This window comes from Pseudomonas sp., from assembly GCF_002796985.1.
GTDB lineage: Bacteria > Pseudomonadota > Gammaproteobacteria > Pseudomonadales > Pseudomonadaceae > Pseudomonas.
This window is the reverse complement of the sequence record NZ_PEKX01000004.1, coordinates 187,657-213,535: the sequence shown is the minus strand read 5'-3', so window position 1 is coordinate 213,535 and position 25,879 is coordinate 187,657. Positions and strand designations below refer to the sequence as shown.

Below are 25,879 nucleotides of genomic sequence, written 5' to 3'. Positions count from 1 at the left end.
AATATTATTTGGATAACGATTGATACATACGGAGTATCAGTATGGAGCTGCGCCAGATTCACCAGTTCCTCGCCCTGGCCGAGACCCTGAACTTCCGCGAGGCCGCCGAGCGCCTGCACATGTCCCAGCCGCCGCTGTCGGTGTCGATCCGCAAGCTGGAAGTGGACATCGGCCTGCCGCTGTTCGAGCGCACTACCCGCCAGGTGACCCTCACCGAAGCGGGCGAGGCGGTGCTGCCGGAATTGCGCAAGGCGCTACTGCACCTGCAACAAGCGCGGCGCTATGCACTGGAGGCGGGAGCGGGTGAGCGCGGGCAACTGACGCTGGGCTCGGTGGGCTCGGCAACGCTGTCGCTGATTCCCCGGTTGATTCCGGAGTTTCGCCGGCGCTATCCGGGCGTCGCCCTGGAGCTGCGCGAACTGCCCTCCAGTGGGGTGCTGGAGCTGGTGGAGAACGGCCACGCCGACGTTGGCCTGGTGCGCTTCCCGCTGCCGCAGCCGACCGCGCTCAAACTGATCCCGCTGGTGTGGGAGCCGATGATGCTGGTCGTCCCGCAGGACAGCCCATTGGCACTGAGCGGCCGCCGCCGCGTGCACCTGGCGGAGGTGGCCGACCAGCCACTGATCGATTACCCGCACACCGAGGGCCTGCACTACGTGTTGTTGCAGCTGTGCCAGGCAGCGGGCTTCGTGCCGCAACTGGTGCATTCCACCACCCAGGTGCAGGCGGCGATCAGCCTGGTGGCGTGTGGGCTGGGCGTGGCGCTGGTGCCGGCGTTACACGCGCGCAACTCGTCGGCGCCGGTGTGCTTCCTCGAACTGGAAACCCCGCACCAGGAGCGCACGGTGGCTCTCGCCCTGGTCTACAACCCGGACAACGAAAGCCGCGTGGTGCGGCAGTTCCGCGATGTAGCGGTGGAGTTGTTGGCGGCGGAAGGCTAGGGGTTGAGCTTGCGCAATGCGGGGCGACGGGAGCGCGGCTCACCGCGTTGCCGGCGCAGTTTCGGCAGCAACCGGCGCAGCTCGCGGATGCCCCGCGTGGTATCGGGTGCATTGCCGTACAGCAGGCGCAGGGAACGTTGCAGTTCGGTTGAGCGCAGCTGCTGTCGCTGCAGCCAGCGGTAGAGGCCGTCCAGGCGCGGCGGTTGCTGGTGCAATTGCCGAAGTAGCTGGCTCCAGGCTTGATGCTCTGACTCCCGGTAGCGCCGACGCAGGAGCATGAAGCGACTGCGCAGCCATTGCAGTGCCGCTGCCGCGAGCCCGGCGAGCCATTGCCAGCCCAGAGCCAGGCCGGCGATCAGCAGCAGCCCGCCCAGGGCATGGCGCTCGAGCCACAGACCCAACCGCTCCCGCCATGCCAGGCGCGTGGCCGAGGTCGGAAGGGCGGCTACTTCCAGTGTCAGGCCGGGCAGGTGCTCCACATGCAAAGCGCCGCTGCCGGCTTCCCGCCAGCGCAGTTCCAGTGGCGGCAGGTCGAAGCGGCCCGGCCGTTCGAACTGATAGACGATGCTGTCCACGCGCAAGGCTCCTTCGCCATGGCCGCGCCCGTCGCTCAGTGCTTCCAGTCGGACCGGTTGCGGGTATTGGCGGGTGCCCTCCAAAGCACTGAAGCGCGTGGGCGGCAGCAGTTCCATCGGGGTGCCACGGGTTTGCAGTTCGACTCGGCGTTCCAGGCTGTCGCCGACTCGGTAGGCAGCAGCCGGCGGCTGCAGAATCTGGCGAAGTTGCAGCGAGTCGGCCACCAGGCTGGCGCCGTCGTCTGGAGCGGGTAACACGCTGAAGGCGAGAGGCGCGCTGCGGGTGTGCAGGGTTTCCGTTGCCTGGCCGACCTGTGCGCTGACCGTCAGCGAGGGGATTTCGAAACGCTGCACCTGGCGGGGCGTGATCCGGTACAGGTAGCGCAGGCCGAAGAAGGTTTGCCCGTCACGCTCCAGAGTCAGGTGCACGGGGGAGCCGGTCGGCGCGGCGACGCGGGTGCCTGGCAGCGGCAGGTCGGCGAGCACTGGCGCGGCGGTGAACCAGGTGTCCGTCAGCACGTCCAGTTGCAGCGTCAGCGTCGCGCCCAGGCTCACCGTCGAGTCGGGAAGGAGTTGTGCTTCGACGCGCAATTGCGGTTCGGCGGCGCGGGCAGCAGAGACGAACGCCGCCAGCAGCATCAGCGTCAGGAGCACGCGCGTCACGGGGTCGTCTCCCTGGCGTGGCTGTCCTGCACGCGGAACTTGTTGCGCAGGAAGGCAGCGGGCGAGGTCTGCAGGCTGTCCAGCCAATGTTCGTCGGCCGGCCTTTCGCCGGCAGGCTGGGTAACGCTTTGTCCCTTTTTCGCCGAGTCGTCGATGACTTCGTCGTCGGCTTGCTGCTTCGGCGCATTGCGTTCGGCGTCCTCGCGGTCCTTCTCCAGCGCTTCCACCAGAGCGAGGTTGGCGCGGGCCTGGGGGAAGTCCGCTTTCAATGCCAGGGCACGGCGGTAGGCGGTGATGGCATCGCCGAGCTGGTACTGCCGGGCGTGGCAGTTGCCTGCGTAGAACAGCGCCTCGGCCGTGCCGAGGCGGGAAAACTGGGCGAGGGCGCCCGCGTAGTCCGCCGCCTGGTAGGTCGCCAGGGCCTTCCAGTACGGGTCTTCGAAACGTTTGGCGGCCAGTGCCGGACGCCCTTGCTCGACGGCCCAGCGGCCTTGCTGGTCCGGGCTGGCGAAGGCGTCCAGCCAGGTCGAGGCCATGGCGGGCGGGCTTGGCAGCGTCGCGCCCAGGGCCAGCAGCACCGCTCCCAGCCAATGGACCCGGCAGCCCCGGCGCAGGCTGAGCAGCACCACCGGCAGCAGTGCCCAGCACAGCCAGTAACCGGCTTCCCGTGAACCTTCCGAGGCTTGCTGGCGAGCCTGGAAATGGCGCAGCGCTTGCCGGTCGATCCAGCGGACGTCGCTGTCGTCCAGGCTCAGTTCACGCAGGCCTGCATCCAGGGTGTCGGCCAGTTTGTCCAGCAACGCGGACCGGCCCGTGGACGTCGCGCTGCAATCCACCAGCAGCCATTGCAGGGCGTCGCTGGTATGGCGCTTGAGGCTGTCGAACTGGCGCGGGTCGGCGTCGTCGGCGAACAGCACCAGGCTGGCGGGCGCGGCCGTTTCCTCGGCGAGGCTCGTGGCCAGGCGCTGGACGCCGCGCAGGTCGCTGCCGGGCGTTTCGATCAGGGCGGTGGACAGCGCTTGCAGGTAGCTTTCCAGCAGGCCGGCGTCGTTGGTGGGCGGCAGCACCAGATGCGCGGTGCCGGCGTAGGCGATCAGGGCGGTGGGTGCGCCCTGGCGGTCCTTGAGCAGATCGCGCAGCTTGCGTTTCACGGCTGCCAGGCGGGTGGGGCGCCGGTCCGGCGAATCCATGCTGGGCGAGAGTTCGACGGCGAGGATCAGCAGGCCGTGGTCATCGGCCAGGTCCGCGGAGTGCCCGCGCCAGATGGGGCCGGCGGCGGCAACCGCGCCAAGACAGAGGAACAGCGTCAACAGGTGCGCGGGGTTGAAACGGCCACTGCCTCGCTGATCGAGCAACAGGTGCTGCAGCAAATGCGGGGCGATACGTTCAGCCAGCCGCCGGCCGAGGTCCTGGCGACGGCGCCAGAGCCGGTGCAGCAGGAGCGCCCCGACGATCAGCAGCAGCCAGAGCGGGCGATGGAACTGCACGCCGTCCATTCAGGTTCTCCGCCAGTTGGGCAGGCGCAAGGCGCTGGCGGCCAGCAGATGGCCGCAGCAGGTCAGTAACAGGGCCAGGCCCAGCGGCCAGTAGAAGCCTTCATGACGCGGGCGCGGGCCAACCCGTGGCTGCGGATGGGGGGCGCTGCGGTCCAGTTCGGCGTAGACGCCGGCCAGCGCCTCGCGGTCTTCGGCGCGGAAGAAGCGCCCGCCGGTTGCCGCGGCCAGGGCCTGCAAGCGCTCGCTGTCGACCTTTTCCGCGCCTTGTCTGTTGTTGTCGCCGATGGCGATGGTCTGCAGCACCACGCCACGCTGCGCCGCCAGTTCGACCGCGCGCTCCGGGGGGACGGTACTGGCGGTGTCGCTGCCGTCGGTGAGCAGGACGATCTGCTGCTCGTGCGCCGTCTGGCCGTCCAGCAGACGCAGGCTCAGTCCGATCGCATCGCCGATGGCAGTGTTCGCTCCGGCCATGCCGATGGCGCTGTCGTCCAGCAGGTGCAGCAGCGTTGTGTGATCGAGGGTGAGTGGTGCCTGGACGTAAGCGCCGCTGCCGAAGACCACCAGCGCGAGGCGGTCGCCGCTGCGCCGGGCGATGAACTGATGCAGCACCTGCTTCACTGCGCTGAGGCGGTCCAGCTGGTGGCCCTGGGCGTCGCGGTAATCCTGGGTGGCCATGGATTGCGAGAGGTCGATGGCCAGCACCAGATCGCGTACCGGTTCGACCAGCATGCGTGGCGGCTCGTACAGCGCCGGGCGGGCGAGGGCCAGCAGCAACAGGCACCAGTTGAGCTGGTTGAGCCACCCCTGCCAGCGTTCGGGGGCCTTGCCGGAAGGCGAGCGCTGCACGCGGCGTAATTCGGCAAAGAAGGGGACGCGCAGGGCCATGCGGGGCGCGCGCTGGACGGGCAGCAGCCACACGGCGAGTGGGCCGAGCGGCCAGAGGGCGAGCAACCAGGGGTAATCAAGCTGCCACATGGTGAGCTTCCAGCCAGAGGCGCGCCTGGGCGAACAGGGCATCCCAGTTCGCCTGTGGCCAGCGTTGCAACTGCGCAGCGGGGGCGTAGGCGAGTTGTGTCAGGCGCGTGGCGAAGTCGGGGGCAAGAGGCGTCGGGCAGTGGCGCTGGAGAAACTCCTGCCAGGCCGGGCCCTTCAATGTGGCGATCTCTGCCCGTCGGTTGTGCAGCGTGGGGACGGAGAGCACGCAGCGCTTGAGCAGGGCGGCTAGCTCGCGCCGCTGTTCCGGGGCTTGCCGTGCCAGAAGATCGAGCTGCGCCAGGGCTTCGCGCCGGTACTGCTGGCCGCGCCAGCGGCGGTAGCGACGCAGGCCGAGCAGCGCGGTTGCGGTGAGCAGAAGGGCTAGCAGTACCCACCAGCCCCAGGCGGGTGGCCAGTAAGGCGGCAGCGGCGGCAGCGGCAGTTCCTGCAGTTGCCTGAGGCTCGGCGCGGTGCTGCTCATGCCGATACGCCGGGGCGCAGCAATTCGCGGCGCAGTTGATCGAGCGGCGCTTGCTCGGTGCTCAGGCGCAGCAACGGGACCTGGGCCAGGCGCAGGTGTTCCGCCACGGCGTCCAGGCGGCCGCGCAGGTAGGCCTGCACGGGGTGGCGCACGGCCTTGCGGCGCAGGTCAAGGTCGAGCCAGGCATTGCCGTCGCTCAGGTTCAACGGGGTATCGCCGTGCAGTTGCAGGGCGAGCGGGTCCAGTACCTGCAGCGCGAGAATTCGGTGGCGCTGGCGTAGCTGTTGCAGCAGGTCGCGGGTGCGTTCATCGCAGCCGGAGAAGTCGCTGACCAGGTAAAGCTGGCCGCCGCGCTCCGGGACGCCCAGCAGTGCTTCCAGCAACTGGTTCAGTCGCGCTCCGTTCGCGGGCTCGCCGTCAGCGGCCAACGCATGGTTGTGCCGGACCAGCGCCGCGCAGAAGGCGCGTATGCCTGCCGGGTTGCGAGTGGGGCGCAGGCGCTCTTCATCCTGGTCACCGAACACCAGCCCGCCGACCCGGTCGCCAGCGTGTAACGTGCTCCATGCCAGCAGTGCGCCGAGTTCTGCGGCCAGGGTGGATTTCAGGTAGCGCCGCGAGCCGAAGAACATGTCCATGCGCTGGTCGACCCAGATCAGCGCCGGGCGCTCGCGCTCCTCGCTGAAGCTGCGCACCAGCGGTGTGCCGTGGCGCAGCGTGGCGCGGCTGTCGAGGCGCCGCAGGTCGTCGCCGGGGCGGTAGTGGCGCAGTTCCTGGAAGTCCAGCCCGCGCCCGCGCAGGGCCGAGGTGTGCTGGCCGATCAGGCTGGCGGCGGCCAGCCGGGTGATGCGCGCACCGAGGCGCCGCGCCGGAACTTCCAGGGCCAGCAGGCGGCCAAGGTCGGCGTAGGCCAGGCCGTCGGCCCGGCGCTCAGGCGGGAATGGCGACATGGTCACGCAGCCGGTGGAGCACGGCGTCGGTGTCGATACCTTCGGCCATCGCCTCGTAACTGAGCAGCAGGCGATGGCGCAGGACCGGCAGCAGCACGGCGTGGATGTCGTCGGGCAAGACGTGATCGCGACCTTCCAGCCAGGCGTGGGCACGCCCGGCGCGGTCCAGGCTGATCGCGCCGCGCGGGCTGATGCCGACTTCGATCCAGCGCGCCAGTTGCGCATCGTAGTCGGCGGGGTAGCGGCTGGCCTGCATCAGGTCGACCAGGTAGCGGTCGATGCTCGGCGCCACTTCGAGGGCGGCGACCTGTTCCCGAGCAGCCAGGAGGATTTCCGCGTCCAGCGGTTCCACGGCTTCCCGGGCGCGCGCGCCGCCACAGCGTTCGGCACGCAGCAGGCGCAGCATGGTTTCTTCGTGCTCGGGTGCTGGGTAGTCCAGCTTCAGCTTCATCAGGAAGCGGTCCAGCTGCGCTTCGGGCAGCGGGTAGGTGCCTTCCTGTTCGATGGGGTTCTGTGTGGCCAGCACCAGGTACAGCTCCGGCAGCGGGTAGCTGTGGCCGGCGCAGGTGATCTGGCGTTCCTCCATGGCTTCGAGCAGGGCGGCCTGGACCTTGGCCGGCGCGCGGTTGATCTCGTCGGCGAGGATCAGGTTGCCGAACAGCGGGCCCGGCTGGAAGCGGATCTCGGTGTGCCCGGCGTGGGCGTGGAGGGTTTCCGCGCCGGTGATGTCCGAGGGCAGCAGGTCCGGGGTGAACTGGATGCGGCTCATCTTGCCGTGCAGGTGCTGCGACAGGGCCTTGACGGTGCGGGTCTTGGCCAGGCCGGGGAGGCTTTCCAGCAGCAGGTGGCCGTCGGCCAGGAGGGCGATGAGCAGTTGCCGGATCACCGTTTCCTGGCCCAGTACGACGCGGCAGAGGTTGCGCTCCAGGGCCAGGAGCTGGGTGCGAATGTCCAAGAGGGAGGCTCCGTACGGTATTACCTGGGGTTGTACAGCGCGAACGGAAGCACCACACCCCTCGAAATGGAGGGGTGTGGTGGTGGCTCAGGGCTTGGCTGCCGCCTGCTGCTTGGCCTTCTCTGCGATCTTCTGGTACACGGCCTGCTGCACCTGGTCGATGGTGAAGCTGGCCGGGCGCTGGCTTGGCGGCCAGTCGACGAAGGTCTGCAGGAACTGCGCGGATTTCATGGTGGCGATGCCCAGCAGGTAGGCGTTCTTCACCATCCAGTCGCTGTACTGGTCGGAGACGATGTCAGCGGTCTCGTACGGGTCCATGCGCAGGTTGAACAGTTTGGGAATCCGCAGGCAGACGAAGGGTTCGCTCCACACCTCGAAGCCGCCCGGCTTGCGCTGCTCGCAGAACACCGCTTTCCAGTCGCCGAAGCGCATGGCCACCAGTTGGCCGTCGTCGTTGAAGTAGTAGAACTCGTTGCGCGCGCTCTTGGGGCTCTTGCCGGTCAGGTAGGCGAGCTGGTCGAAGCCGTCCAGATGCACCTTGAAGTGGGTGCCGCCGGCAACTGGCGCCCAGCCCTTGAGCAGCTTGTCCTTGGCGTCGGGCACGCCGACGGCGGAGAGCAGGGTGGGGAACCAGTCCAGCCCGGAGAACAAGCCGTTGGAAACCTGCCCCGCGTCGATGTGCCCCGGCCAGCGGATCATCGCCGGCACGCGGAAGGCGCCCTCCCAGTTGGAGTTCTTCTCGTTGCGGAACGGCGAGGTGGCGGCGTCCGGCCAGGTGAAGCGGTTCGGCCCGTTGTCGGTGGTATAGACGACGATGGTGTTGTCTGTGAGCTTCAGGTCATCCAGGGTCTTGAGCAGTTTGCCGACGTCGCCGTCGTGCTCCAGCATGCCGTCGGCGTATTCGTTGCCGGGCATGCCGCTCTGGCCCTTCATCGAATCGCGCACATGGGTATAGAGGTGCATGCGCGTGGTGTTCATCCAGACGAAGAACGGCTTGTCAGCCTTGGCCTGCTTTTCGATGAAGTTGATCGCCGCCTGGGTGGTCTCGTCGTCGATGGTCTCCATGCGCTTCTTGGTCAGCGCGCCGGTGTCCTCGATCTTGCCGTCGGCGTAGGAGTGGATCACCCCGCGCGGTGAGGCGTGCTGGACATAGGGGTTGTTCGCATCCTTGGGCCAGTAGGGGCGCTCGGGTTCTTCCTCGGCGTTGAGGTGGTAGAGATTGCCGAAGAATTCGTCGAAGCCGTGGTTGGTCGGCAGGTATTCGTCGCGGTCGCCCAGGTGGTTCTTGCCGAACTGGCCGGTGGCGTAGCCCTGGCCCTTGAGCACCTGGGCCAGGGTGACGTCGCGGTCCTGCAGGCCGACCGTCGAGCCGGGCACGCCGACCTTGGTCAGCCCGGTGCGCAGCGAGGCCTGGCCGGTGATGAAGGTGGAGCGGCCGGCGGTACAGCTGTTCTCCGCGTAGTAGTCGGTGAACAGCATGCCCTCCTTGGCGATGCGGTCGATGTTCGGCGTGCGGTAGCCGACCACGCCCTGGGAATAGGCACTGATGTTGGTCTGGCCGATGTCGTCGCCGAAGATCACCAGGATGTTCGGTTTGTCGGCCGCCTGGGCGCCGGCTCCGGCCAGCAGGCCGGCGGCCAGGGCGAGGCGCGGCAGCCAGCTGTGTTTGCGAGTCATTGCACGGTACTCCGTGGTCTTGTTCTTGTGGTCTGCCGCCAGCGGCGGCGGTGGCGCTGCATTGATAGCCAGGGAGCGGCGCGCTGCCTATCACCTGTCGGGGTGATTCGGCCCGTGAATGAAGGGGGGCGGCGTTACCGCCGGTATCGGTGGGGGCTGAAGACAGCGTCGCCGTTGCCGCGAATGCGGCGGTTCAGGCGGCCGAAAAAGGCGTGAATCACCTGCAAGGGTGAGGGCGAAAATCACCTGATCGGGCGGTTTTTGCCGTCTGCGAGCACTGCCAGCATGCGCACTCCAACACCTGGACCACCTGGAGTACCGCATGCCAACAATAACAATGCGCGGACACTTTCGACCGCAGGCGCTGGCCTTGGCCATCGCCCTGGCGAGCGCACCCTGCGCATACGCCGTCAACTTCAATATCGGGGAGATCGAAGGCCAATTCGACTCATCGCTTTCCCTGGGCATGAGCTGGGCGCTGAGTAATCCCGACCCGAAGTTCATCTCCAACTACAACGTGGTCGGCGCCAAGGGCAAGGCCGCCTCGCGTACCGCCGACGACGGCCGGCTGAACTTCAGCAAGGGCGACGTGTTCTCGAAGATCTTCAAGGGCACCCATGACCTGGAGCTGAAGTACGGCGACTCCGGCGCCTTCCTGCGCGGCAAGTACTGGTACGACTTCAAGCTCAAGGACGAGGACCTGCGCTACTACAACATCGACGACCATGGCCGCGACCAGTCGGCCCAGGCCTCGGGCGGCGAACTCCTCGACGCCTTCGTCTACCACAACTACCAGCTGGGCGACCTGCCAGGCAACGTGCGCTTCGGCAAGCAGGTGGTGAGCTGGGGCGAGAGCACCTTCATCCCCAACTCGATCAACTCCATCAACCCGGTGGACGTCTCGGCCCTGCGCCGCCCCGGCGCCGAGGTGAAGGAAGCCCTGGTGCCGATCCAGCTGCTGTACTTCTCCCAGGGCCTCTCCGAGAACGTCACCGCCGAGGCCTTCTACCAGGTCAAGTGGGACAAGACCATCACCGAGAACTGTGGCACCTTCTTCTCCGTGGACGCCGTGGCCAAGGGTTGCGACGACCGCCTGGTGATCGCCGGCCCCGACTTCGCGCCCAACGACCCGCGTGCCAACGCCGGCACCATTCTCGATGTCGCCGGTAACCGCGCCAACGCCTACATCCCGCGCACCGACGACCACGAGCCGGGCGACTCCGGGCAGTTCGGCCTGGCCATGCGCTGGTTCCTGCCGGACTTCAACGACACCGAACTGGGCGCGTACGTGATGAACTATCACAGCCGCAACCCGTTCCTGAGCTTCACCCGCACCACCTACGCCGGTGCCTCCAATGCGCTGACCACCGCCAGCCGTGTACGCGGCGCCAGCTACTTCGTCGATTACCCCGAAGACATCCGCCTGTACGGCCTGAGCTTCCAGACCAACCTGGGCGGCGTGGCGCTCAACGGCGAGGTGAGCTACCGGCCGAACATGCCGATGCAGATCAACACCGCCGACCTGAACCTGGCGGCGGTCAACCAGGTGGGCCGGGTCAATGGCGTGACCACCGCGGTGTCGCCGGTGTTCCTCGACGGCCAGGCGGTCAACGCACCGGGCGCGGCGATCGAAGGTTACAAGCGTCTGCCGTTCACCCAGGTGCAGGTCACCGCCACGCAGTTCTTCGACCAGGTGCTGGGCGCCGAACGCCTGACCCTGGTGGGGGAGGTGGGCTACGACCACATCAGCGGCATCGGCAACTCGGTAGGCGACCTGCGCTTTGGCCGCAGCCCGACCTTCGGCGCCGGCGAGTTGGCTGACCAGTCGGTATGCGTCGGCACTGCCGCCGGCACCGCGACGGCCAGCAACCCGCAGCAGGAATGCAACAACAAGGGCTTCTACACCAGCAGTTCGTGGGGCTATCGCGTGCGCGGCGTGCTCGATTACCCGAACGTCATCGCCGGCATCAACTTCAAGCCGAACATGGCCTGGTCGCAGGACATCAACGGCACCGGGCCGAGCTTCGAGGAAGGCGCCAAGGCCATCAGCCTGGGGCTGGATGCCGACTACCGGAACACCTACACGGCGAGCCTGAGTTACACCAACTACTTCGGCGGCGATTACAACAGCCTGACCGACCGCGACTACATGTCGGTCAGCGTCGGCATGAACTTCTGAGCCTTCGCCCGCAAGAACTGGAGAACAGCATGCACATGATGAGTTTGATGAAGGGCACCATCCTCGGCCTGAGTCTTCTGGCAGGTTCGGTACACGCCGCGGTGTCGCCTGACGAGGCCGCCAAGCTGGGGGCCAGCCTGACGCCGCTGGGTGGCGAGAAGGCCGGCAATGCCGACGGCAGCATCCCGGCCTGGGATGGCGGCCTGAAGCCGGGCGCGGCCAAGGTGGAGAATGGCTTCCTCGGTGATCCGTTCCCGGACGACAAGCCCCTGTTCGTGATCACCGCCGCCACGGCGGAAAAGTACAAGGACAAGCTGAGCAACGGCCAGTTGGCCATGTTCAAGCGCTATCCGGACAGCTACCGCATTCCGGTGTACGTCACCCGCCGCACCGCGGCCAGCCCGCAGGCGATCTATGACGCCGCCAAGACCAGCGCGCTGCATACCGAGGAAGTGGACGGCGGCAATGGCCTGGCCAACTTCCAGGGGCGCAACTATGCCTTCCCGATTCCGAAGAACGGCGTGGAAGTCGTCTGGAACCACCTCACCCGTTATCGCGGCCCCAACCAGCGCCGCCTGAGCGCCCAGGCCACGCCGCAAACCAATGGCTCGTTCACCGCAGTGGAGTTCGAGGAAGACCTGGGCTACCCGCAGCTGCTCAAGGACGCCGATCCGAAGCAGACCGAGAACGTCCTGTTCTTCTACAAGCAACGTGTCACCGCGCCGTCGCGCCTGGCCGGCAACGTGCTGCTCGTTCACGAGACCATCGACCAGGTCAAGGAACCCCGCCTGGCCTGGGTCTACAACGCCGGCCAGCGTCGCGTCCGTCGTGCCCCGCAGGTGGCCTATGACGGCCCCGGCACCGCCGCCGACGGCATGCGCACCTCCGATGATTCGGACATGTACAACGGCGCGCCGGACCGCTACGACTGGAAGCTGGTGGGCAAGAAGGAGATGTACATCCCCTACAACAACTACCGGCTGTGGTCGCCCAAGCTCAAGTACGCCGACATACTCCAGGCCGGCCACGTCAACCCCGACCTGACCCGCTATGAACTGCACCGGGTGTGGGAAGTGGTCGCCACCCTGAAGCCGAACCAGCGGCACATCTACGCCACGCGTCACTTCTACTTTGACGAGGACACCTGGCAGGCCGTCGAGTCCGAGGCCTACGACGGCCGTGGTCAGCTGTGGCGCGTAGGCGAAGGCTTCGCGGTGAACGAATACCAGCAAGGCACGGCGCTGTACGCGGTGAACGCCCTGAACGACCTGATCGCCGGGCGCTACCTGGCCATGGCGATGATCAACGAGTCGCGGCGTGGCATCGACTACAGCGCGCAGCCGAGCATGAGCGACTTCACCCCCGCGGCCCTGCGCAACGCCGGTATCCGCTGATCCGTTCTGCCTGAAACGCCCGGCGCCGCGACTCTCGCGGCGCCGGGTCAGGGCTAGTCCTGCGGCTAGTCCGAACGACCGATTGTCCCGCCTCGCCCCGCAATGATCTTCTGGCACCCGACGCAGCACGAACTACAACGATAACGGGTGTCGCCATGTCCAGTTTCCCCGCCATTGCCGCCTCCACGCCGGTCGCCCTGCAACTGCCCCGCGAACCGCTGCTGCAAACCCTGCTGGAGTCGCCCCGGCGCCTGAGCCTGCTGTGTGCCCCGGCCGGTTATGGCAAGAGCGCACTGGCCCGCGCCGTGCTGGAGCGCTTGCCGTCGAGCTGTGCACGCATCTGGCTGGACTTCGCCGGGCAGCCCCTGGCACTGAGCGCCTGCTGCACCCAGATCGCCCGCCAGCTGGGCCTGCTCGACGCCGATCCGGCCAGCGTGCTGCTGGCCCTGCAACTGCGCCGTCAGCCCTTGTGGCTGGTGCTGGATGACTACCCACAAGCCGCTGCCCCGGAACTGGACGCCTGGCTGCAGCGCCTGCTCGGCCTGGCCGAGGCGCCGCTGTACCTGATGGTCAGCTGCCGCCAGCGGCCGGCCTGGAACCTCTCGCGCCTGCTGCTGGACGAACGCCTCTGCGAGCTGGGCGCCGCGCGCCTGGCATTCAGCCGCGAAGAGTGCGATGTGCTGGCGCTCGCCCAGGGCTATGACACTGAATGCCGCGAACGCCTGTGGGCTGCGACCCAGGGCTGGTGCGCCGGAGCGCGGCTGGTACTGAGTGCGCGCGACGGCGTGCATGCGCCGGGGGAAGTGGCTTCCTGGCTGCGCACTTACCTGTCGCAGGAGCTGCTCGGCCGTCTGGATGCCGAGACCGGCGCCGTGCTCTGCGGCCTGGCTTACCTGCCGCGCTTCAACCGGGAAATCTGCGCCAGCCTCTGGGAAGAGCAGGGCGGCGCGATCTTCGACCGCCTGCAACAGGGCCAGGGTTTCTTCCTCGCCCTGGATGCCGAAGCCAGCTGCTTCCGCCTGCCGCCGCTGGTGGCCAAGGCCTTGCAGTGCCATCTGCAAGGCCCGGCGCTCACTCGTCTGCGCCTGCGCGCCTGTGGCGTGCTGGGCCAGGCCGGCTGGCTGGACGAAGCCATCGAGATGGCCCTGGAAGCCGGTCAGCCGGAGGTCGCCGCCGGCTACATGGACCGCCTGGACATGGACTGGCTGTTCAGCGGCCGCCACCTCGGCCTGCTGCTGGAATGGCGCGAGCGGCTGCCGGCGACCTTGCTGGAGAGCACCCCGCGGCTGATCAGCCTGAGTGCCCGCGCGCTGCTGTTCAGCTGGCGTCTGGACGAAGCGCGCCAGTGCATCGAACGCCTGGGCAACTTCCTGCCGCAACCCCAGGCGCCGCGCAACCGACGCCTGCTGGCCAACTGGCTGGCCCTGCGCGGCGCGCTGGACGGCATGCACGGCCGCCTCGAACAGGCCCGCGAATACTGCGACGCGGCTCTCTGCGACCTGGAACCGCGCGACTGGCGTTCGACCCTGCTGTGCCTGACTACCCTGGCGCGCCTGGACATGGCCACCGGTGCGCTGCCGCAGGCGCGACGTATCCTCCAGGCCGCGCTGGAGCTGGCGCGCCGCCAGGGCTGCCTGGCCAGCGAAGTGCTGATCGATTGCGACCGCGTGCGCCTGTGCCTGTTGGCGGGCGAGCGCGAGCAGGCCCGCAGCCTGCTGGAGGCCTGCTGTGAGCGTCTGCCGGCCAGTGGAGAAGGGCACGAATTGCTGCGCGGGCGCCTGGCCTTCCTCAATGGCGAGCTGCTGCTCCTGCAGGGCGATGCCATGGCTGCCACGGCGGCACTGGAAAGTGGCCTGGGCCTGGCGCGCTCCTGCGCCGACCCTTATATCCTCCATGGCCTGCTGGGCCTCGGCGAAGCCGCCTCGCGCAGCGGTGATGCGGCTTGCGCCCAGCGTTTCAGCGAGGAGGCCGAACGCCGCATGCACTGCTGGAAGGTGCAGCCCGACTGCTATCGGCTGCCACTGGAAAGCTTCAAGTTGCGACTGCTGGCACGCCAGGGGCAATGGCTGCGTCTGCACCACGAGACGACGTTGCTGGACGCCGAACTGGAGCAGCGCCCGGAACGGGTTGCGCCATTGCATACGCCATCCCTGCCGCAGCGCGTGCGTTACCTGCTGGCGCTGGCCGAGGCCGGTTGTGGCCGGAGCGATGCCGCACGGGCGCGTCTGTCGGGGTTGCGCGAAGAATGCCAGGCCTTGGGTTATCAGGCGCTGGCGAGCGAGGCCGAGCATGCCCTGCAAAGTCTGCGGGTCGACATCGCACCGGAGCGCTTGCCCAGTCTGCTGCCGACGTCCAGCGGCGAAGCCGAGGACGGCGCCCACGGCCTCACTGTGCGGGAAGTAGCCGTGCTGCGCCTGCTGGCCGAGGGACTGTCGAACCAGGAAATCGGCAACAGCCTGTTCATCTCGCTCAACACCGTGAAAACCCACGCCAAGAAGATCAACGTCAAGCTCGGCGTGCGCCGCCGCACCCAGGCCATCGTCCGCGCCAAGTCACTGGGGCTGCTCGGATGAACCGGTGTCCTGCAGCCCGCGCAGCAGGTCCACCAGCGCACGGGCGCAGGCGGGCAGAGCCTCGCGGTCGCGCAGCAGCACGCTGCGTTCGCGCACCACCCAGGGCTCGTCCAGCGGCAGTATGCGCAGGCTCATGGTGCGGCTGTGGCGGATGGCGGCCGTCTCCGGGATCACGCCGATGCCGACGCCGGCCTCGACCATCCGGCAGATGGCCTCGAAGCTGGCCACCTGGATACGCAGGTTGAGGTCGCCGCCCATGCGCTCAACCCGTTCGCGCAGGAAGCTCTGCAAGGTGCTGCCTTCATGCAGGGCGATGTGCGGGTAATCCAGTGTGTCGGCCAGGGTCAGCCGGGGCAGGGCGCACAGGGGGTGATCCGGCGTCACGGCGAGCACCAGTCGGTCGGTGCTGAAGTGGATGATCTGCAGACCTTCGGCGCGCACCGGGCCGGCGACGATGCCCAGGTCCGCCGAGCCGTCGATGATCGCGCGGACGATGTCGCGGTTCAGCCGCTCCTGCAGGTCGACGCTGACGCCGGGGCGCTCGGCGAGGAAGTTTGCCAGCAGCTCGGGGAGGAATTCGGTGACCGCCGTGGTGTTGGCGAAGATGCGGATGTGCCCGACCTGGTCGCCGGCCTGGCCGCTGAAGTCGCTTTTCAGGTGATCCACCTGGCGCAGGATCAGCCGCGCGTGCTGCAACAGGCGCTGGCCGGCGGGGGTCAGCTCGACGCCACGGTTGTCGCGGTAGAGCAGGCGGCAGTCGAGCTGGCCTTCCAGCGCCTTGATCCGTGCGCTGGCGGCCGCTGCCGAGAGATGGGCGCGGCGCGCGCCCTGGGTCAGGCTGGGGGCTTCGGCAATGTGCGCGAAAAGCCGCAGGTCGGCCAGGTCGAAGTGCATGTGGCGTATCTCCGCGAAGCGATGAGCAGAGCCCCGCTAGGCTGTCAGTGTGGAAATGGCGTTAAGCATTGCTTAACGCTGGATTATGAAAAAGTGGATTCGACGAACGCAAGCCCTGTTGCATGCTCCGTCTCGTCCACTCCGCCATCCCGACAAGAGATCAGACATGAGCGATTCGCCCTACGCCGACTGGATCGGCCGCTCCCAGGAGCGCGAGGAAGAACTGAGCACCCTGCTGGTGCGCCGCCTGGCCGTGACCCTGGAGGAAGACGCCCCGGCTGCCGGCGAGGCGCTGCCGCCGCTGTGGCACTGGATGTTCTTCCAGGATGAAGTGACCGAGCCGGGCCTGGGCGAGGATGGCCACCCGGCGCGTGGCGGCTTCCTGCCGCCGGCCGATGGGCGCAACCGCATGTGGGCCGGTGGCCGCCTGGAATTCCACGAGCCGCTGCGCGTCGGCGGCGTGGCGAAGCGCACCACCACCATCCTCAAGGTCGAGGAAAAGCGCGGCCGCACCGGCTCGCTGCTGTTCGTCACCCTGCGTCATGACTTCCAGCAGGACGGCCGCCTGGCGTTCAGCGAAGAACAGGACATCGTCTACCGCGAACCCAGCCCGCCCAAACTCTCCAGCGGTGAAGCGCTGCCAGCCGGCGACTGGAGCGAGGCCGTGGTGCCATCGCCGATCCTGCTGTTCCGCTACTCCGCGCTGACCTTCAACGGCCACCGCATCCATTACGACTGGCCCTACGTCACCGAGACCGAGGGCTACCCCGGCCTGGTGGTACACGGCCCGCTGATCGGCACCCTGAACCTGCGTGCCTTCTGTCGCGCCAACCCCCAGGCACGCCTGCGCCGCTACGCCTATCGCGGCCTGCGCCCGTTGATCAGCCCCGAGCCGTTCGAAGTCGGCGGCCGCCTGAGCGGCCCCGGCACGGCCGAAGTCTGGGCCGGCAATGGCGCGGGTATCGCCCAGCGCGGCGAAGTGGAATTCGACTTGCACCGTCTACTGACTGCGCCGTCCTTTGACGGTGCCTCCAACAAGAAACAAGAAAGGTGATTCGATGACTTCCTCCCCCGAAGAGCTCCAGGCTATCCGTGAAGGCGTGCGCGCCCTGTGCGCGGAGTTCCCCGCCGAATACTGGCGCAAGATTGACGAAGAGAAAGGCTTCCCCGAGGACTTCGTCCGCGCCATGACCGAAGCTGGCTGGCTTTCCGCGATGATCCCGGAAGAATACGGCGGCTCGGGCCTGGGCCTGGCCGAGGCCTCGGTGATCCTCGAGGAAGTGAACCGCTGCGGCGGCAACTCCGGGACCATCCACGGGCAGATGTACAACATGTTCACCCTGCTGCGGAACGGCAGCGCCGAGCAGAAGGCCTACTACCTGCCCAAGCTCGCCAGCGGCGATCTGCGCCTGCAGTCGATGGGCGTCACCGAGCCGACCACGGGCACCGACACCACCAAGATCAAGACCACCGCCGTGCGTAAGGGCGACAAGTACGTGATCAACGGCCAGAAGGTCTGGATCTCGCGCATCCAGCATTCCGACCTGATGATCCTGCTGGCGCGCACCACGCCGCTGGCCGAGGTGAAGAAGAAGTCCGAGGGCATGTCGATCTTCCTCGTCGACCTGCGCGAAGCCACCGGCAACGGCCTGACCGTGCAGCCCATTGCCAACATGGTCAACCACGAGACCAACGAGCTGTTCTTCGACAACCTGGAAATCCCCGCCGGCAACCTGATCGGCGAAGAGGGCAAGGGCTTCAAGTACATCCTCGACGGCCTCAACGCCGAGCGCACGCTGATCGCCGCCGAGTGCATCGGCGACGGCCGCTGGTTCACCGAGAAGTCCGCCCAGTACGCCCGCGACCGCGTGGTGTTCGGCCGCCCGATCGGGCAGAACCAGGGCGTACAGTTCCCTATCGCCGAGGCCCATATCGAGATCGAGGCCGCCGACCTGATGCGCTGGCGCGCCTGCGAGGAATACGACAGCGGCAAGAACGCCGGTGCCGCCGCCAACATGGCCAAGTACCTCGCGGCCAAGGCCAGCTGGGAAGCCGCCAACGCTTGCCTGCAGACCCACGGCGGCTTCGGCTTCGCCAACGAATACGACGTCGAGCGCAAGTTCCGCGAGACCCGTCTGTACCAGGTGGCGCCGATTTCCACCAACCTGATCCTGTCGTACGTGGCCGAGCACCTGCTCGAACTGCCGCGCTCCTTCTAAGCCGGGACGAGAAAAACAATGAACAATACCCACGCCCTTGCGGAATTCCTTGCCGGCCTGCGTTACGAAGACCTGCCCACCTCCGTGGTCGAGTACACCGAGGAGCTGTTCCTCGACTGGCTCGGCTCGGCGCTGGCCAGCCAGAACCGCCACCCGATCCCGCTGTTCCAGCGCTACGCCCAGCGCATGGGCCCGGCCAGCGGCAAGAGCCGCGTGCTGGTAGACGGCACCTCGACTTCCGCGTACTTCGCCGCGCTGGTCAACGCTGCCAGCTCGCACCTGGTGGAGCAGGACGACCTGCACAACAGCTCCGTGCTGCACCCGGCCACCGTGGTGTTCCCGGCGGCCCTGGCAGCCGCGCAGGAACTGGGCAAGTCCGGCCGCGAACTGATCCTCGCCAGCGTCGCCGGCTACGAAGCCGGCATCCGCATCGGCGAGTTCCTCGGCCGCTCGCACTACCGCATCTTCCACACCACCGCCACGGTCGGCACCCTGGCCGCCGCAGTGGCCGTGGGCAAATTGCTGGGCCTGGACAGCCGGCAGTTCGTCAACTGCCTGGGCAGCGCTGGCACCCAGGCCGCCGGGCTCTGGGAGTTCCTCCGCGACGCCGCCGACTCCAAGCAGCTGCACACTGCGAAAGCCGCCGCTGACGGCCTGCTCGCCGCCTACCTGACGGCCGATGGCCTGACCGGCGCGCAGAACATCCTCGAAGGCGAGCAGGGCATGGCCGCCGGCATGTCCAGCGACGCCGACCCGAGCCGTCTGGTGGACGGCCTGGGCACCCGCTGGGCGCTCTGCGAGACCTCCTACAAGTTCCACGCTTCCTGCCGCCACACCCATCCTGCCGCCGATGCGCTGCTGGGCCTGATGCAGCGCGAAGGGCTCAGCCATGGCGACATCGCCAAGGTCACCACCCGCGTGCACCAGGGTGCGATCGACGTGCTCGGCCGCGTAGTCGTGCCGCAGACCGTGCACCAGGCGAAGTTCTCCATGGGCACCGTGCTGGGCCTGATCGCCGTGCACGGCAAGGCCGGGCTGGTGGAGTTCGAGGAATTCTCCCTGGGCGATGCCGAGGTCGCGGCCTTCCGCGAAAAGGTCAGCATGCAGCTCGATGCAGAAGTGGACGGCGCCTACCCGCGGCGCTGGCTCGGCCGCGTCGACGTGCTCACCACCGATGGCCGCCAGCTGCACGGCGCCATCGACGAGCCCAAGGGCGATCCGGGCAACGGCCTGAGCCGCGCCGAGCTGGAGGACAAGTTCCGCCGCCTGCTGGCCTTCGCCGGTCAGCGCAGCGCGGCCGAAGCGGACCGTCTGGTGCAGGCCAGCTGGCGCCTGCATGAGCTGCCGGACCTCGGCGCCTTTCACTGACGTCGATTTGCACTGAGCGTGCTCCGGGCGGCGCAGCTGCCCGGTCCCACCGCCCGATTTTCCTGAAGAATGCGCGTCGGCCAGCCGGCCGGCGTCTGGAGTTGCCCATGAGTTCGCGTCCCCTCGACGGCATCACCGTCGTCAGCCTGGAACACGCCATCGCCGCGCCGTTCTGCACCCGCCAGCTGGCCGATCTCGGCGCCCGCGTGATCAAGATCGAACGCCCCGGCGTCGGCGACTTCGCCCGTGGCTACGACGAGCGTGTGCGTGGCCTGGCCTCGCACTTCGTCTGGACCAACCGTTCCAAGGAAAGCCTGGCCCTGGACCTCAAACAGGAACCGGCGCAGGCCGTGCTGGAGCAACTGCTGGAAACCGCCGACGTGCTGGTGCAGAACCTCGCACCGGGCGCCGCCGCGCGTCTGGGCCTGTCGTTCGACGCGCTGCACGAACGCTTCCCACGGCTGATCGTCTGCGATATCTCCGGCTACGGCGAAGGCGGCCCCTACGAGCAGAAGAAGGCCTACGACCTGCTGATCCAGAGCGAGAGCGGCTTTCTCTCGGTGACCGGCGGGCCGGGCGCCGACGAGATGGCCAAGGCCGGCTGCTCCATCGCCGACATCTCCGCCGGCATGTACGCCTACAGCGGCATCCTCTCGGCGCTGCTGCTGCGCGGCCGTACAGGGGAGGGCAGCCGCGTCGAGGTGTCGATGCTCGAAAGCATGGCCGAGTGGATGGGCTTCCCGATGTACTACGCCTTCGAAGGCCAGTCGCAGCCGCCGCGCGCTGGCGCCGCCCATGCCACCATCTATCCCTATGGGCCGTTCCCCACCGGCGATGGCGGCAGCGTCATGCTTGGCGTGCAGAACGAGCGCGAATGGAAGCTGTTCTGCGAGGTCGTGTTGCAGCGCCCTGAGCTGGCGGCCGATGCCCGCTTCACCGCCACCAGCCTGCGCGTGGCCAACCGCGATGCCCTGCGCGCGCTGATCGTCGAGGCGTTCTCCGGCCTGGCCGCCGAGCAGGTGGTCGAGCGCCTGGAGCAGGCGCAGATCGCCAACGCCCATGTCAACGATATGCGCAGCCTCTGGCAGCACCCGCAGCTGGCCGCGCGCGACCGCTGGCGTGAGATCGACAGCCCGGCCGGCCGCCTGCCCGCGCTGCTGCCACCAGTGAACAGCAACGCCTATGCGCCACGCATGGATGGCGTGCCGGCGCTGGGTGAACAAACGGATGACCTGCTGCAGGAACTGGGGTATACCGCCGGTGATATCCAGCGCCTGCACGAGCAGGGCGCGGTATGACTCAGGAGAGCTCCATGACTCAGGAAATCCCGGTGGATTCCATCGTACGAACCGCGCTGTTCGTCCCCGGCAGCCGCCCGGAGCGCTTCGCCAAGGCTTTGGCCAGCGGTGCCGATGCGGTGATCGTCGACTTCGAGGACGCCGTCGAGGCGTCACTCAAGGCCCAGGCCCGCGACAATCTGCAAGCCTTCCTCGATGCCAACCCGGAAGCCCGCGTGCGGGTACGGGTGAACGCCGCTGGCGATCCCGAACAGGCGGCCGATCTCGACCTGTGCCGGCGCCTGCCGGGCGTCATCGGCATCCTGCTGCCCAAGGCCGAGCGCGCCATGCAGGTGCGTATCGCCGCCTCCTGCGGCAAACCGGTGTGGCCGCTGATCGAGAGCGCCCGTGGCCTGCTCGCGCTGGGCGAAATCGCCGCCTGCGAGGGCGTGGAACGCCTGACTTTCGGCGGCCTCGACCTGGCGCTGGACATCGGCATGAGCAGCGGCACCTCGGCCGCGGCGGTGGTCTATGACCAGGTGCGCCTGAGCCTGCTGCTGCATTCGCGGGTGAACGACCTGCAACCGCCGCTGGATACCGTGTTCCCGGCCTTCGACGACGCCGAAGGCTTCGCCGCGACCATTCGCCATGGCCGCGACCTCGGCTTGCTCGGCGCGCTGTGCATTCATCCCAAGCAGGTAAGCGTGGCCCACGCGGCGCTGGCCCCCAGTGCCGACGAAGTGGACTGGGCGCGCCGTGTGGTGGCTGCGGCCGAGAGTGGCGCGGCGGCCTTCCAGGTCGACGGGCAGATGGTCGACGCCCCGGTGTTGGGGCGCGCTCGGCGGTTGCTGGCCAGCGCCGGCAACTGAACGCTTTTGCGTAGGCGCGAGCTTGCTCGCAACCCCCGATTCACGATGGGCTGCCCGGTGCAATACGTTTGCGAGCAGGTTCGCTGCTGCAAGATCAAGCGCCGTTCAGGCAAGAGTCGGAGCCATCCTGCAGGAGCGCCCCATGCGCACGATCGCGGGCGTGGCCCGCCACCGGGAACGCCGGCGCTCCAGCGAACGCCCACAAAAGAGCCCCGCCTTGCGCGGGGCTCTTTCATTCACTCGTCACTCAAGCGTGCTTGCGCAGCTCGGTGCTGAGGCCCGCCTGGGCGATCGTTGCAATCGCCTGCTCACGTGTGGCCTCGGAGTCGTACAGCTTGCTGGTCAGCAGTTCTGCACCGGTGTTGTCGCGGATCACGAAGAAATTCTTGCCGCCGGGGGACATCTGGCGCTTGTAGCGCTCGACGGCCGCACAGGAGCTGCGGAGGCTGTTGATGGCCTGCTCGGCTGCCTCCTGTGTCGGGTAGGCCAGAGTTTCCAGCAGGGTACCGTGGGCGGTGTTCTTGAGAAGAACGCGACGGTTGCCGCTGCTGAGTTCCTTGATTTCATACCAACCGGGCATGTGTAGCTCCATATAACCGGTGTCAACGTCCTGCAGGTGGCCCCGCAGGGTGACAGGCCAGTTTAGGAGTGCTGGCGCCCTATTTGTATAGGGAAAGTCCTATTAATCATAGGGTTACTGTATCAATTTGTCTCAGAAGGTCACTTTCAGTGGCAGGCCGAGCACCAGTGCGTTGTCTATGTCCTCGCCGATAATGGCAACCTGCTTGATGACGTACCGCAGGCCCGGGCAGGGGCAGCCAGGGCGTGCCCCTCGGCCCGGCAGGATCAGACGCGCCAATCAGCGGCTGCGCTGGGGGCTCGCCCCACTCGGCACGCAGGTGGTCCGATCAAAGTTGTACGCGCGCAATCGAGCCGTCCATCGACAGCCGAGTACCGTAGGGCTCCGACAGTGCGGCGAAGCGCTGCAGGATCGCCTGGGCGTGCTCACCTTCGGCCAGGCGAGGGCGGCCACGGCGGTGTACCGCTTCGCCCAGGCCCAGGCTCACCGGGTGCAGCTCGATGCCGGTGAGGCGGCGGCCGTCGAACTGGCAGACCGGTACCAGGCTTTCCCAGAAACGCGCATCGGAGGGGAAGCTGCGGGTGTCGTTCTGGGTGCGTTGCAGGAACACCTTCGACGGCGTCTGGTTGCGGTCCACGCGGAACTGCTCGTAGCTGTCCGCCGGCAGGCGTTCCACCAGCTCGTTCTGGCCGATGAAGTTGCCCAGGCTGTAGAAGATCGGCTTGCCGTTGTAGATCTCCATGCCGCGCAGCAGGTGCGGGCCGTGGCCGACCACGATGTCGACGCCGGCATCGATCATGCGCCGCGCCACCGGCTGGATGAATTCGGCAGCCACTTCCAGGTCCCACTCGCCCTTCGCGTCGTGGCCCAGTTCGTGGGCGTGGATGCTCAGCACCACCACGTCGGACAGCGTCCGCGCTTCCTCGACCCAGCGCAGGATGTCGTCCATGTCCTTCTTGCGCGGCAGGGTGCGCAGGCGCGAGCTGTCGCCCTGGCGGAACAGCAGCGGAGTGAAGGGGCCGAACACCGCCAGCGACGGATCGGGGATCGGGTGGGCGAAGCCCAGGTCCACCGCGCCCTGGTACAGGCGGTCCAGGCCGAGGCTGGCGATGATGCCGCGCATGGCTTCCATCTGCGCGCCGTCGAGCTGGTGCACGCTGTCGTAGCGCAGCGGGTTGAGGCCGGGGCGGCCGGGCATGTCGCGGGTCTGCTCGCTGGCTTCCTGACCCTTGCCGAACGTGGAGGTGCAGGCCAGCAGCGAGACGGTGCCGGCAGGCTTGGTGCAGTACACCGGGCGGCGGGCTTCTTCCAGGTTGCGGCCGGTGCCGGCGAACAGTAGCTCGCGCTTTTCCAGCTGCGCGTGGGCGGCCTGCAGGCCGGCGATGCCGTAGTCCAGGCTGTGGTTGTTGGCGGTGGAGAACAGGTCGATGCCACCGTCCACCAGCTCATCGAGGACCCACGACGGCGCGCCGAAGTGCGAGCCACCGCTTTCCAGCACGGCGTCGCCCTGGAAGTCGTTGGGCAGCACTTCCAGGTTGGTGAAGCTGACGTCGGCGCCGCGCAGCAGGTCGAACAGCGGGCGCAGGGTTTCGTCTTCGCGGCTGTTCAGGCGGCGCTGCAGGATGCTGTCGCCGGTCAACGCAATCTTCATGGTCCACCTCATCGTCGGGGAGTCGCTGATGGCGGCGGACTTTAGGGCAATGCGCGGGTGCGGTCGGCTGAATCCTGGGTATCGCGATAGCCGTCGGTTATCACCCGTAGAGCGGCACCCGCAACGCCGCGCGTGCCGCGAGGTGCCGGCGTTTTCATTCTGGCTATGGGCATCACTTTTTTTCAGAAGTCAGCGTTGTGACAGCGCTCTTACCATGCGCTCGCCTCCCGGCCAGCGTGCCGCGGAGCAGGGGTGGCACGGCTTGCCGTGACCAGCACGATCCAGGCGGAGAGCAGCATGAAAAAAACAATAACCGGCGCCGCAGGCTTCAAGCCGCACGCGCTGGCGCTGGCTACCAGCATGGCCCTTGGCGGGGCATCTTCGGCTCAGGCAGTGAGCTTCAATGTGGGGGAAATCGAGGGTCGCTTCGACTCGACGCTGTCCATCGGCGCGAGCTGGGCGATGGACAGCCCGGACAAGCAATTCATCGGCACCCGCAACGGCGGCACAGCGTCCAGCCAGACTTCCGATGACGGCCGGCTGAACTTCAAGCGCGGCGAAACCTTCTCGAAGATATTCAAGGGCCTGCACGACCTGGAGCTGAAGTACGGCGACAGCGGCCTGTTCCTGCGTGGCAAGTACTGGTACGACTTCGAACTGAAGGACGAGCACCGCCCGCTCTACGACATCGACGACAGCGGCCGCGACACGGCCGCGCAGTCCTCCGGGGCCGAGCTGCTCGATGCCTTCCTCTACCACAACTACGAACTGCACGACCTGCCGGGCACCGTGCGGGTGGGCCGCCAGGTGGTGAGCTGGGGCGAGAGCACCTTCATCCAGAACGGCATCAACTCGATCAACCCGGCTGACGTCGCCGCGCTGCGCCGCCCAGGCTCCGAGGTGAAGGAAGCGCTGATCCCGGTGAGCATGCTGTATTTCAACCAGGGGCTCACCGACACCCTGTCCATGGAGGCCTTCTACCAACTGGAGTGGGAGAAGACCGTGCCGGACAACTGCGGCACCTTCTTCGGCAGCGACGTGGCGGCCAAGGGCTGCGACATCAACATGGCGGTGAACGGCAGCGACTTCGACCGTGACATCGACGGCACCGGCATCCGTGGCGGCTACGGCTACGTGCCGCGTGGCAAGGATAACGACGCCCGCGATGGCGGCCAGTTCGGTGTGGCGTTGCGCTGGATGTATAACGACACGGAGTTCTCCGCCTACGCGATGAACTACCACAGCCGCGTGCCGACCAGTAACTGGGTGGTGGGCAAGGGCGCGCTGGCCGACCCGGTGGGCGGCCTGATCGGGCAGGGCGGCGTCAGTACCGCGCGCTGGTACCTGGATTACCCCGAAGACATCCGCCTCTACGGCCTGGGCTTCAACACCACCTGGGGCAGCACCGCGGTGCAGGGCGAGATCAGCTACCGGCCGAACATGCCGCTGGGCATCAACTCCAGCGACGTTTCCGGTGCCGCGACCCTGGGTTCGGCGGCGACCAGCCCGCTGGTCAACGGTGGCTTGCCGATCTTCTCCAGCGGCTGGGCGGATTCGAGCTACGGCTCGCTGATCCAGGGTTACAAGCGCCTGCCCTATACCCAGGCGCAGATGACCTTCACCAACACGTTCGATCAGATCCCGGTGATCGCCGCGGAACGCCTGACGCTGGTCGGCGAAATCGGCTTCGGCCATATCGCCGACCTCGGCTCCACCGACGGCTCCGACCTGCGCTTCGGCCGCAGCAGCGTGTACGGCAACGGCGAGTTGGCCAGCGCTGGCACCTCGGCCCTGCTGGGGCTGTCGGGCAACGCGATCTGCCAGAAGGTGGTGAACACCGCCAACCCCGGCCAATGCGACGACAAGGGCTTCTATACCCAGAACTCCTGGGGTTACCGCGTGCGCGCAGGCCTGGAATACAACGACCTGATCGGCGGCGTCTCGCTGCGCCCGAACCTGGCGTTCGCCCACGACGTGCAAGGCTACGGCCCGACCTTCAACGAGGGCGACAAGTCGGTCAGCGTCGGCGTCGATGCCGAGTACCTGAGCCGCTACACCGCCAGCGTCAGTTACACCGACTACTTCGGCGGTGATTACAACGTCAACACCGACCGCGACTTCCTCGCCGTCAGCATGGGCGTCAGCTTCTGATGCCCACCCGCTCC

At 67.5% G+C, this 25,879-nt stretch carries 19 protein-coding genes and 1 pseudogene; 10 read left to right on the top strand and 10 right to left on the bottom strand.

Translation table 11 applies throughout. The annotated features are described in order from the left end of the window. The first annotated feature begins 41 nt into the window (after positions 1-41). Positions 42-941, top strand: a complete 900-nt coding sequence (locus CTR55_RS03885) for a LysR substrate-binding domain-containing protein (protein ID WP_296284234.1) — start codon at positions 42-44, stop codon at positions 939-941. On the opposite strand, the gene CTR55_RS03880 is transcribed toward CTR55_RS03885, so the two are convergent. From CTR55_RS03880 to CTR55_RS03850, 7 genes are all read right to left on the bottom strand, one after another. Then, positions 938-2,179, bottom strand: a complete 1,242-nt coding sequence (locus tag CTR55_RS03880) for a hypothetical protein (RefSeq protein ID WP_296284233.1) — start codon at positions 2,177-2,179, stop codon at positions 938-940. The two genes, CTR55_RS03885 and CTR55_RS03880, sit on opposite strands and share 4 nt — an antisense overlap. Then, positions 2,176-3,675 carry a VWA domain-containing protein gene (locus CTR55_RS03875; RefSeq protein WP_296284232.1) on the bottom strand — a complete coding sequence of 500 codons (1,500 nt, stop codon included), beginning with the start codon at positions 3,673-3,675 and terminating at the stop codon, positions 2,176-2,178. Before CTR55_RS03875 ends, CTR55_RS03880 begins: the two co-directional genes overlap by 4 nt. Continuing rightward, positions 3,676-4,650 (bottom strand): VWA domain-containing protein, encoded by a 975-nt coding sequence (locus CTR55_RS03870; protein WP_296284231.1) that lies wholly within the window; start codon positions 4,648-4,650, stop codon positions 3,676-3,678. Then, on the bottom strand, positions 4,637-5,131 hold the full coding sequence (locus tag CTR55_RS03865; protein ID WP_296284230.1) for a DUF4381 domain-containing protein: 495 nt from the start codon (positions 5,129-5,131) through the stop codon (positions 4,637-4,639). The genes CTR55_RS03870 and CTR55_RS03865 overlap by 14 nt, the downstream gene beginning before the upstream one ends. Then, positions 5,128-6,078: a DUF58 domain-containing protein gene (locus CTR55_RS03860; protein WP_296284229.1), complete on the bottom strand. Its 951-nt coding sequence runs from the start codon at positions 6,076-6,078 to the stop codon at positions 5,128-5,130. Before CTR55_RS03860 ends, CTR55_RS03865 begins: the two co-directional genes overlap by 4 nt. Next, the gene (locus CTR55_RS03855) at positions 6,059-7,033 is read right to left on the bottom strand and encodes a MoxR family ATPase (protein ID WP_296284228.1); all 975 of its coding nucleotides are present in this window, start codon (positions 7,031-7,033) and stop codon (positions 6,059-6,061) included. Before CTR55_RS03855 ends, CTR55_RS03860 begins: the two co-directional genes overlap by 20 nt. An 87-nt stretch (positions 7,034-7,120) precedes the next feature. Beyond that, positions 7,121-8,710: an arylsulfatase gene (locus CTR55_RS03850; protein WP_296284227.1), complete on the bottom strand. Its 1,590-nt coding sequence runs from the start codon at positions 8,708-8,710 to the stop codon at positions 7,121-7,123. Positions 8,711-9,032: 322 nt separating this feature from the next. Here CTR55_RS03850 and CTR55_RS03845 point away from each other — a divergent pair, with 322 nt between their 5' ends. The 3 genes from CTR55_RS03845 (at position 9,033) to CTR55_RS03835 (ending at position 14,856) form a co-directional block, all read left to right on the top strand. Then, positions 9,033-10,889, top strand: a complete 1,857-nt coding sequence (locus tag CTR55_RS03845) for a DUF1302 domain-containing protein (protein WP_296284226.1) — start codon at positions 9,033-9,035, stop codon at positions 10,887-10,889. Between the two features lie 29 nt (positions 10,890-10,918). Continuing rightward, a complete protein-coding gene (locus tag CTR55_RS03840) occupies positions 10,919-12,283 on the top strand; it encodes a DUF1329 domain-containing protein (protein WP_296284225.1) in 1,365 nt (454 codons plus the stop codon). 155 nt (positions 12,284-12,438) lie between these two features. Further along, complete coding sequence (locus tag CTR55_RS03835; protein ID WP_296284224.1) at positions 12,439-14,856, top strand: LuxR C-terminal-related transcriptional regulator; 2,418 nt, start codon at positions 12,439-12,441, stop codon at positions 14,854-14,856. On the opposite strand, the gene CTR55_RS03830 is transcribed toward CTR55_RS03835, so the two are convergent. Then, entirely contained in the window at positions 14,836-15,750 is a 915-nt protein-coding gene (locus CTR55_RS03830) for a LysR substrate-binding domain-containing protein (protein WP_296284223.1), read from the bottom strand. The genes CTR55_RS03835 and CTR55_RS03830 overlap by 21 nt on opposite strands. A 166-nt stretch (positions 15,751-15,916) precedes the next feature. Here CTR55_RS03830 and CTR55_RS03825 point away from each other — a divergent pair. The 5 genes and pseudogenes from CTR55_RS03825 to CTR55_RS03805 form a co-directional block, all read left to right on the top strand. Then, a pseudogene (locus CTR55_RS03825) lies at positions 15,917-16,741 on the top strand (MaoC family dehydratase N-terminal domain-containing protein); the annotation flags it as partial. 67 nt (positions 16,742-16,808) lie between these two features. Further along, on the top strand, positions 16,809-17,969 hold the full coding sequence (locus tag CTR55_RS03820) for an acyl-CoA dehydrogenase family protein (RefSeq protein ID WP_296284222.1): 1,161 nt from the start codon (positions 16,809-16,811) through the stop codon (positions 17,967-17,969). Positions 17,970-17,987: 18 nt separating this feature from the next. Continuing rightward, the gene (locus tag CTR55_RS03815; protein WP_296284221.1) at positions 17,988-19,337 is read left to right on the top strand and encodes an MmgE/PrpD family protein; all 1,350 of its coding nucleotides are present in this window, start codon (positions 17,988-17,990) and stop codon (positions 19,335-19,337) included. A gap of 107 nt (positions 19,338-19,444) precedes the next feature. Further along, positions 19,445-20,635: a CaiB/BaiF CoA-transferase family protein gene (locus CTR55_RS03810; RefSeq protein ID WP_296284220.1), complete on the top strand. Its 1,191-nt coding sequence runs from the start codon at positions 19,445-19,447 to the stop codon at positions 20,633-20,635. A 14-nt stretch (positions 20,636-20,649) separates the two neighbouring features. Next, the gene (locus CTR55_RS03805) at positions 20,650-21,483 is read left to right on the top strand and encodes a CoA ester lyase (RefSeq protein ID WP_296284219.1); all 834 of its coding nucleotides are present in this window, start codon (positions 20,650-20,652) and stop codon (positions 21,481-21,483) included. Between the two features lie 247 nt (positions 21,484-21,730). Here CTR55_RS03805 and CTR55_RS03800 read toward each other — a convergent pair whose 3' ends face one another. Next, positions 21,731-22,063 carry a hypothetical protein gene (locus tag CTR55_RS03800; protein WP_192432696.1) on the bottom strand — a complete coding sequence of 111 codons (333 nt, stop codon included), beginning with the start codon at positions 22,061-22,063 and terminating at the stop codon, positions 21,731-21,733. A gap of 328 nt (positions 22,064-22,391) precedes the next feature. Then, on the bottom strand, positions 22,392-23,714 hold the full coding sequence (locus CTR55_RS03795; RefSeq protein WP_296284218.1) for a CapA family protein: 1,323 nt from the start codon (positions 23,712-23,714) through the stop codon (positions 22,392-22,394). Between the two features lie 297 nt (positions 23,715-24,011). Here CTR55_RS03795 and CTR55_RS03790 point away from each other — a divergent pair, with 297 nt between their 5' ends. Further along, complete coding sequence (locus tag CTR55_RS03790) at positions 24,012-25,865, top strand: DUF1302 domain-containing protein (RefSeq protein WP_296284217.1); 1,854 nt, start codon at positions 24,012-24,014, stop codon at positions 25,863-25,865. Positions 25,866-25,879 lie beyond the last annotated feature (14 nt).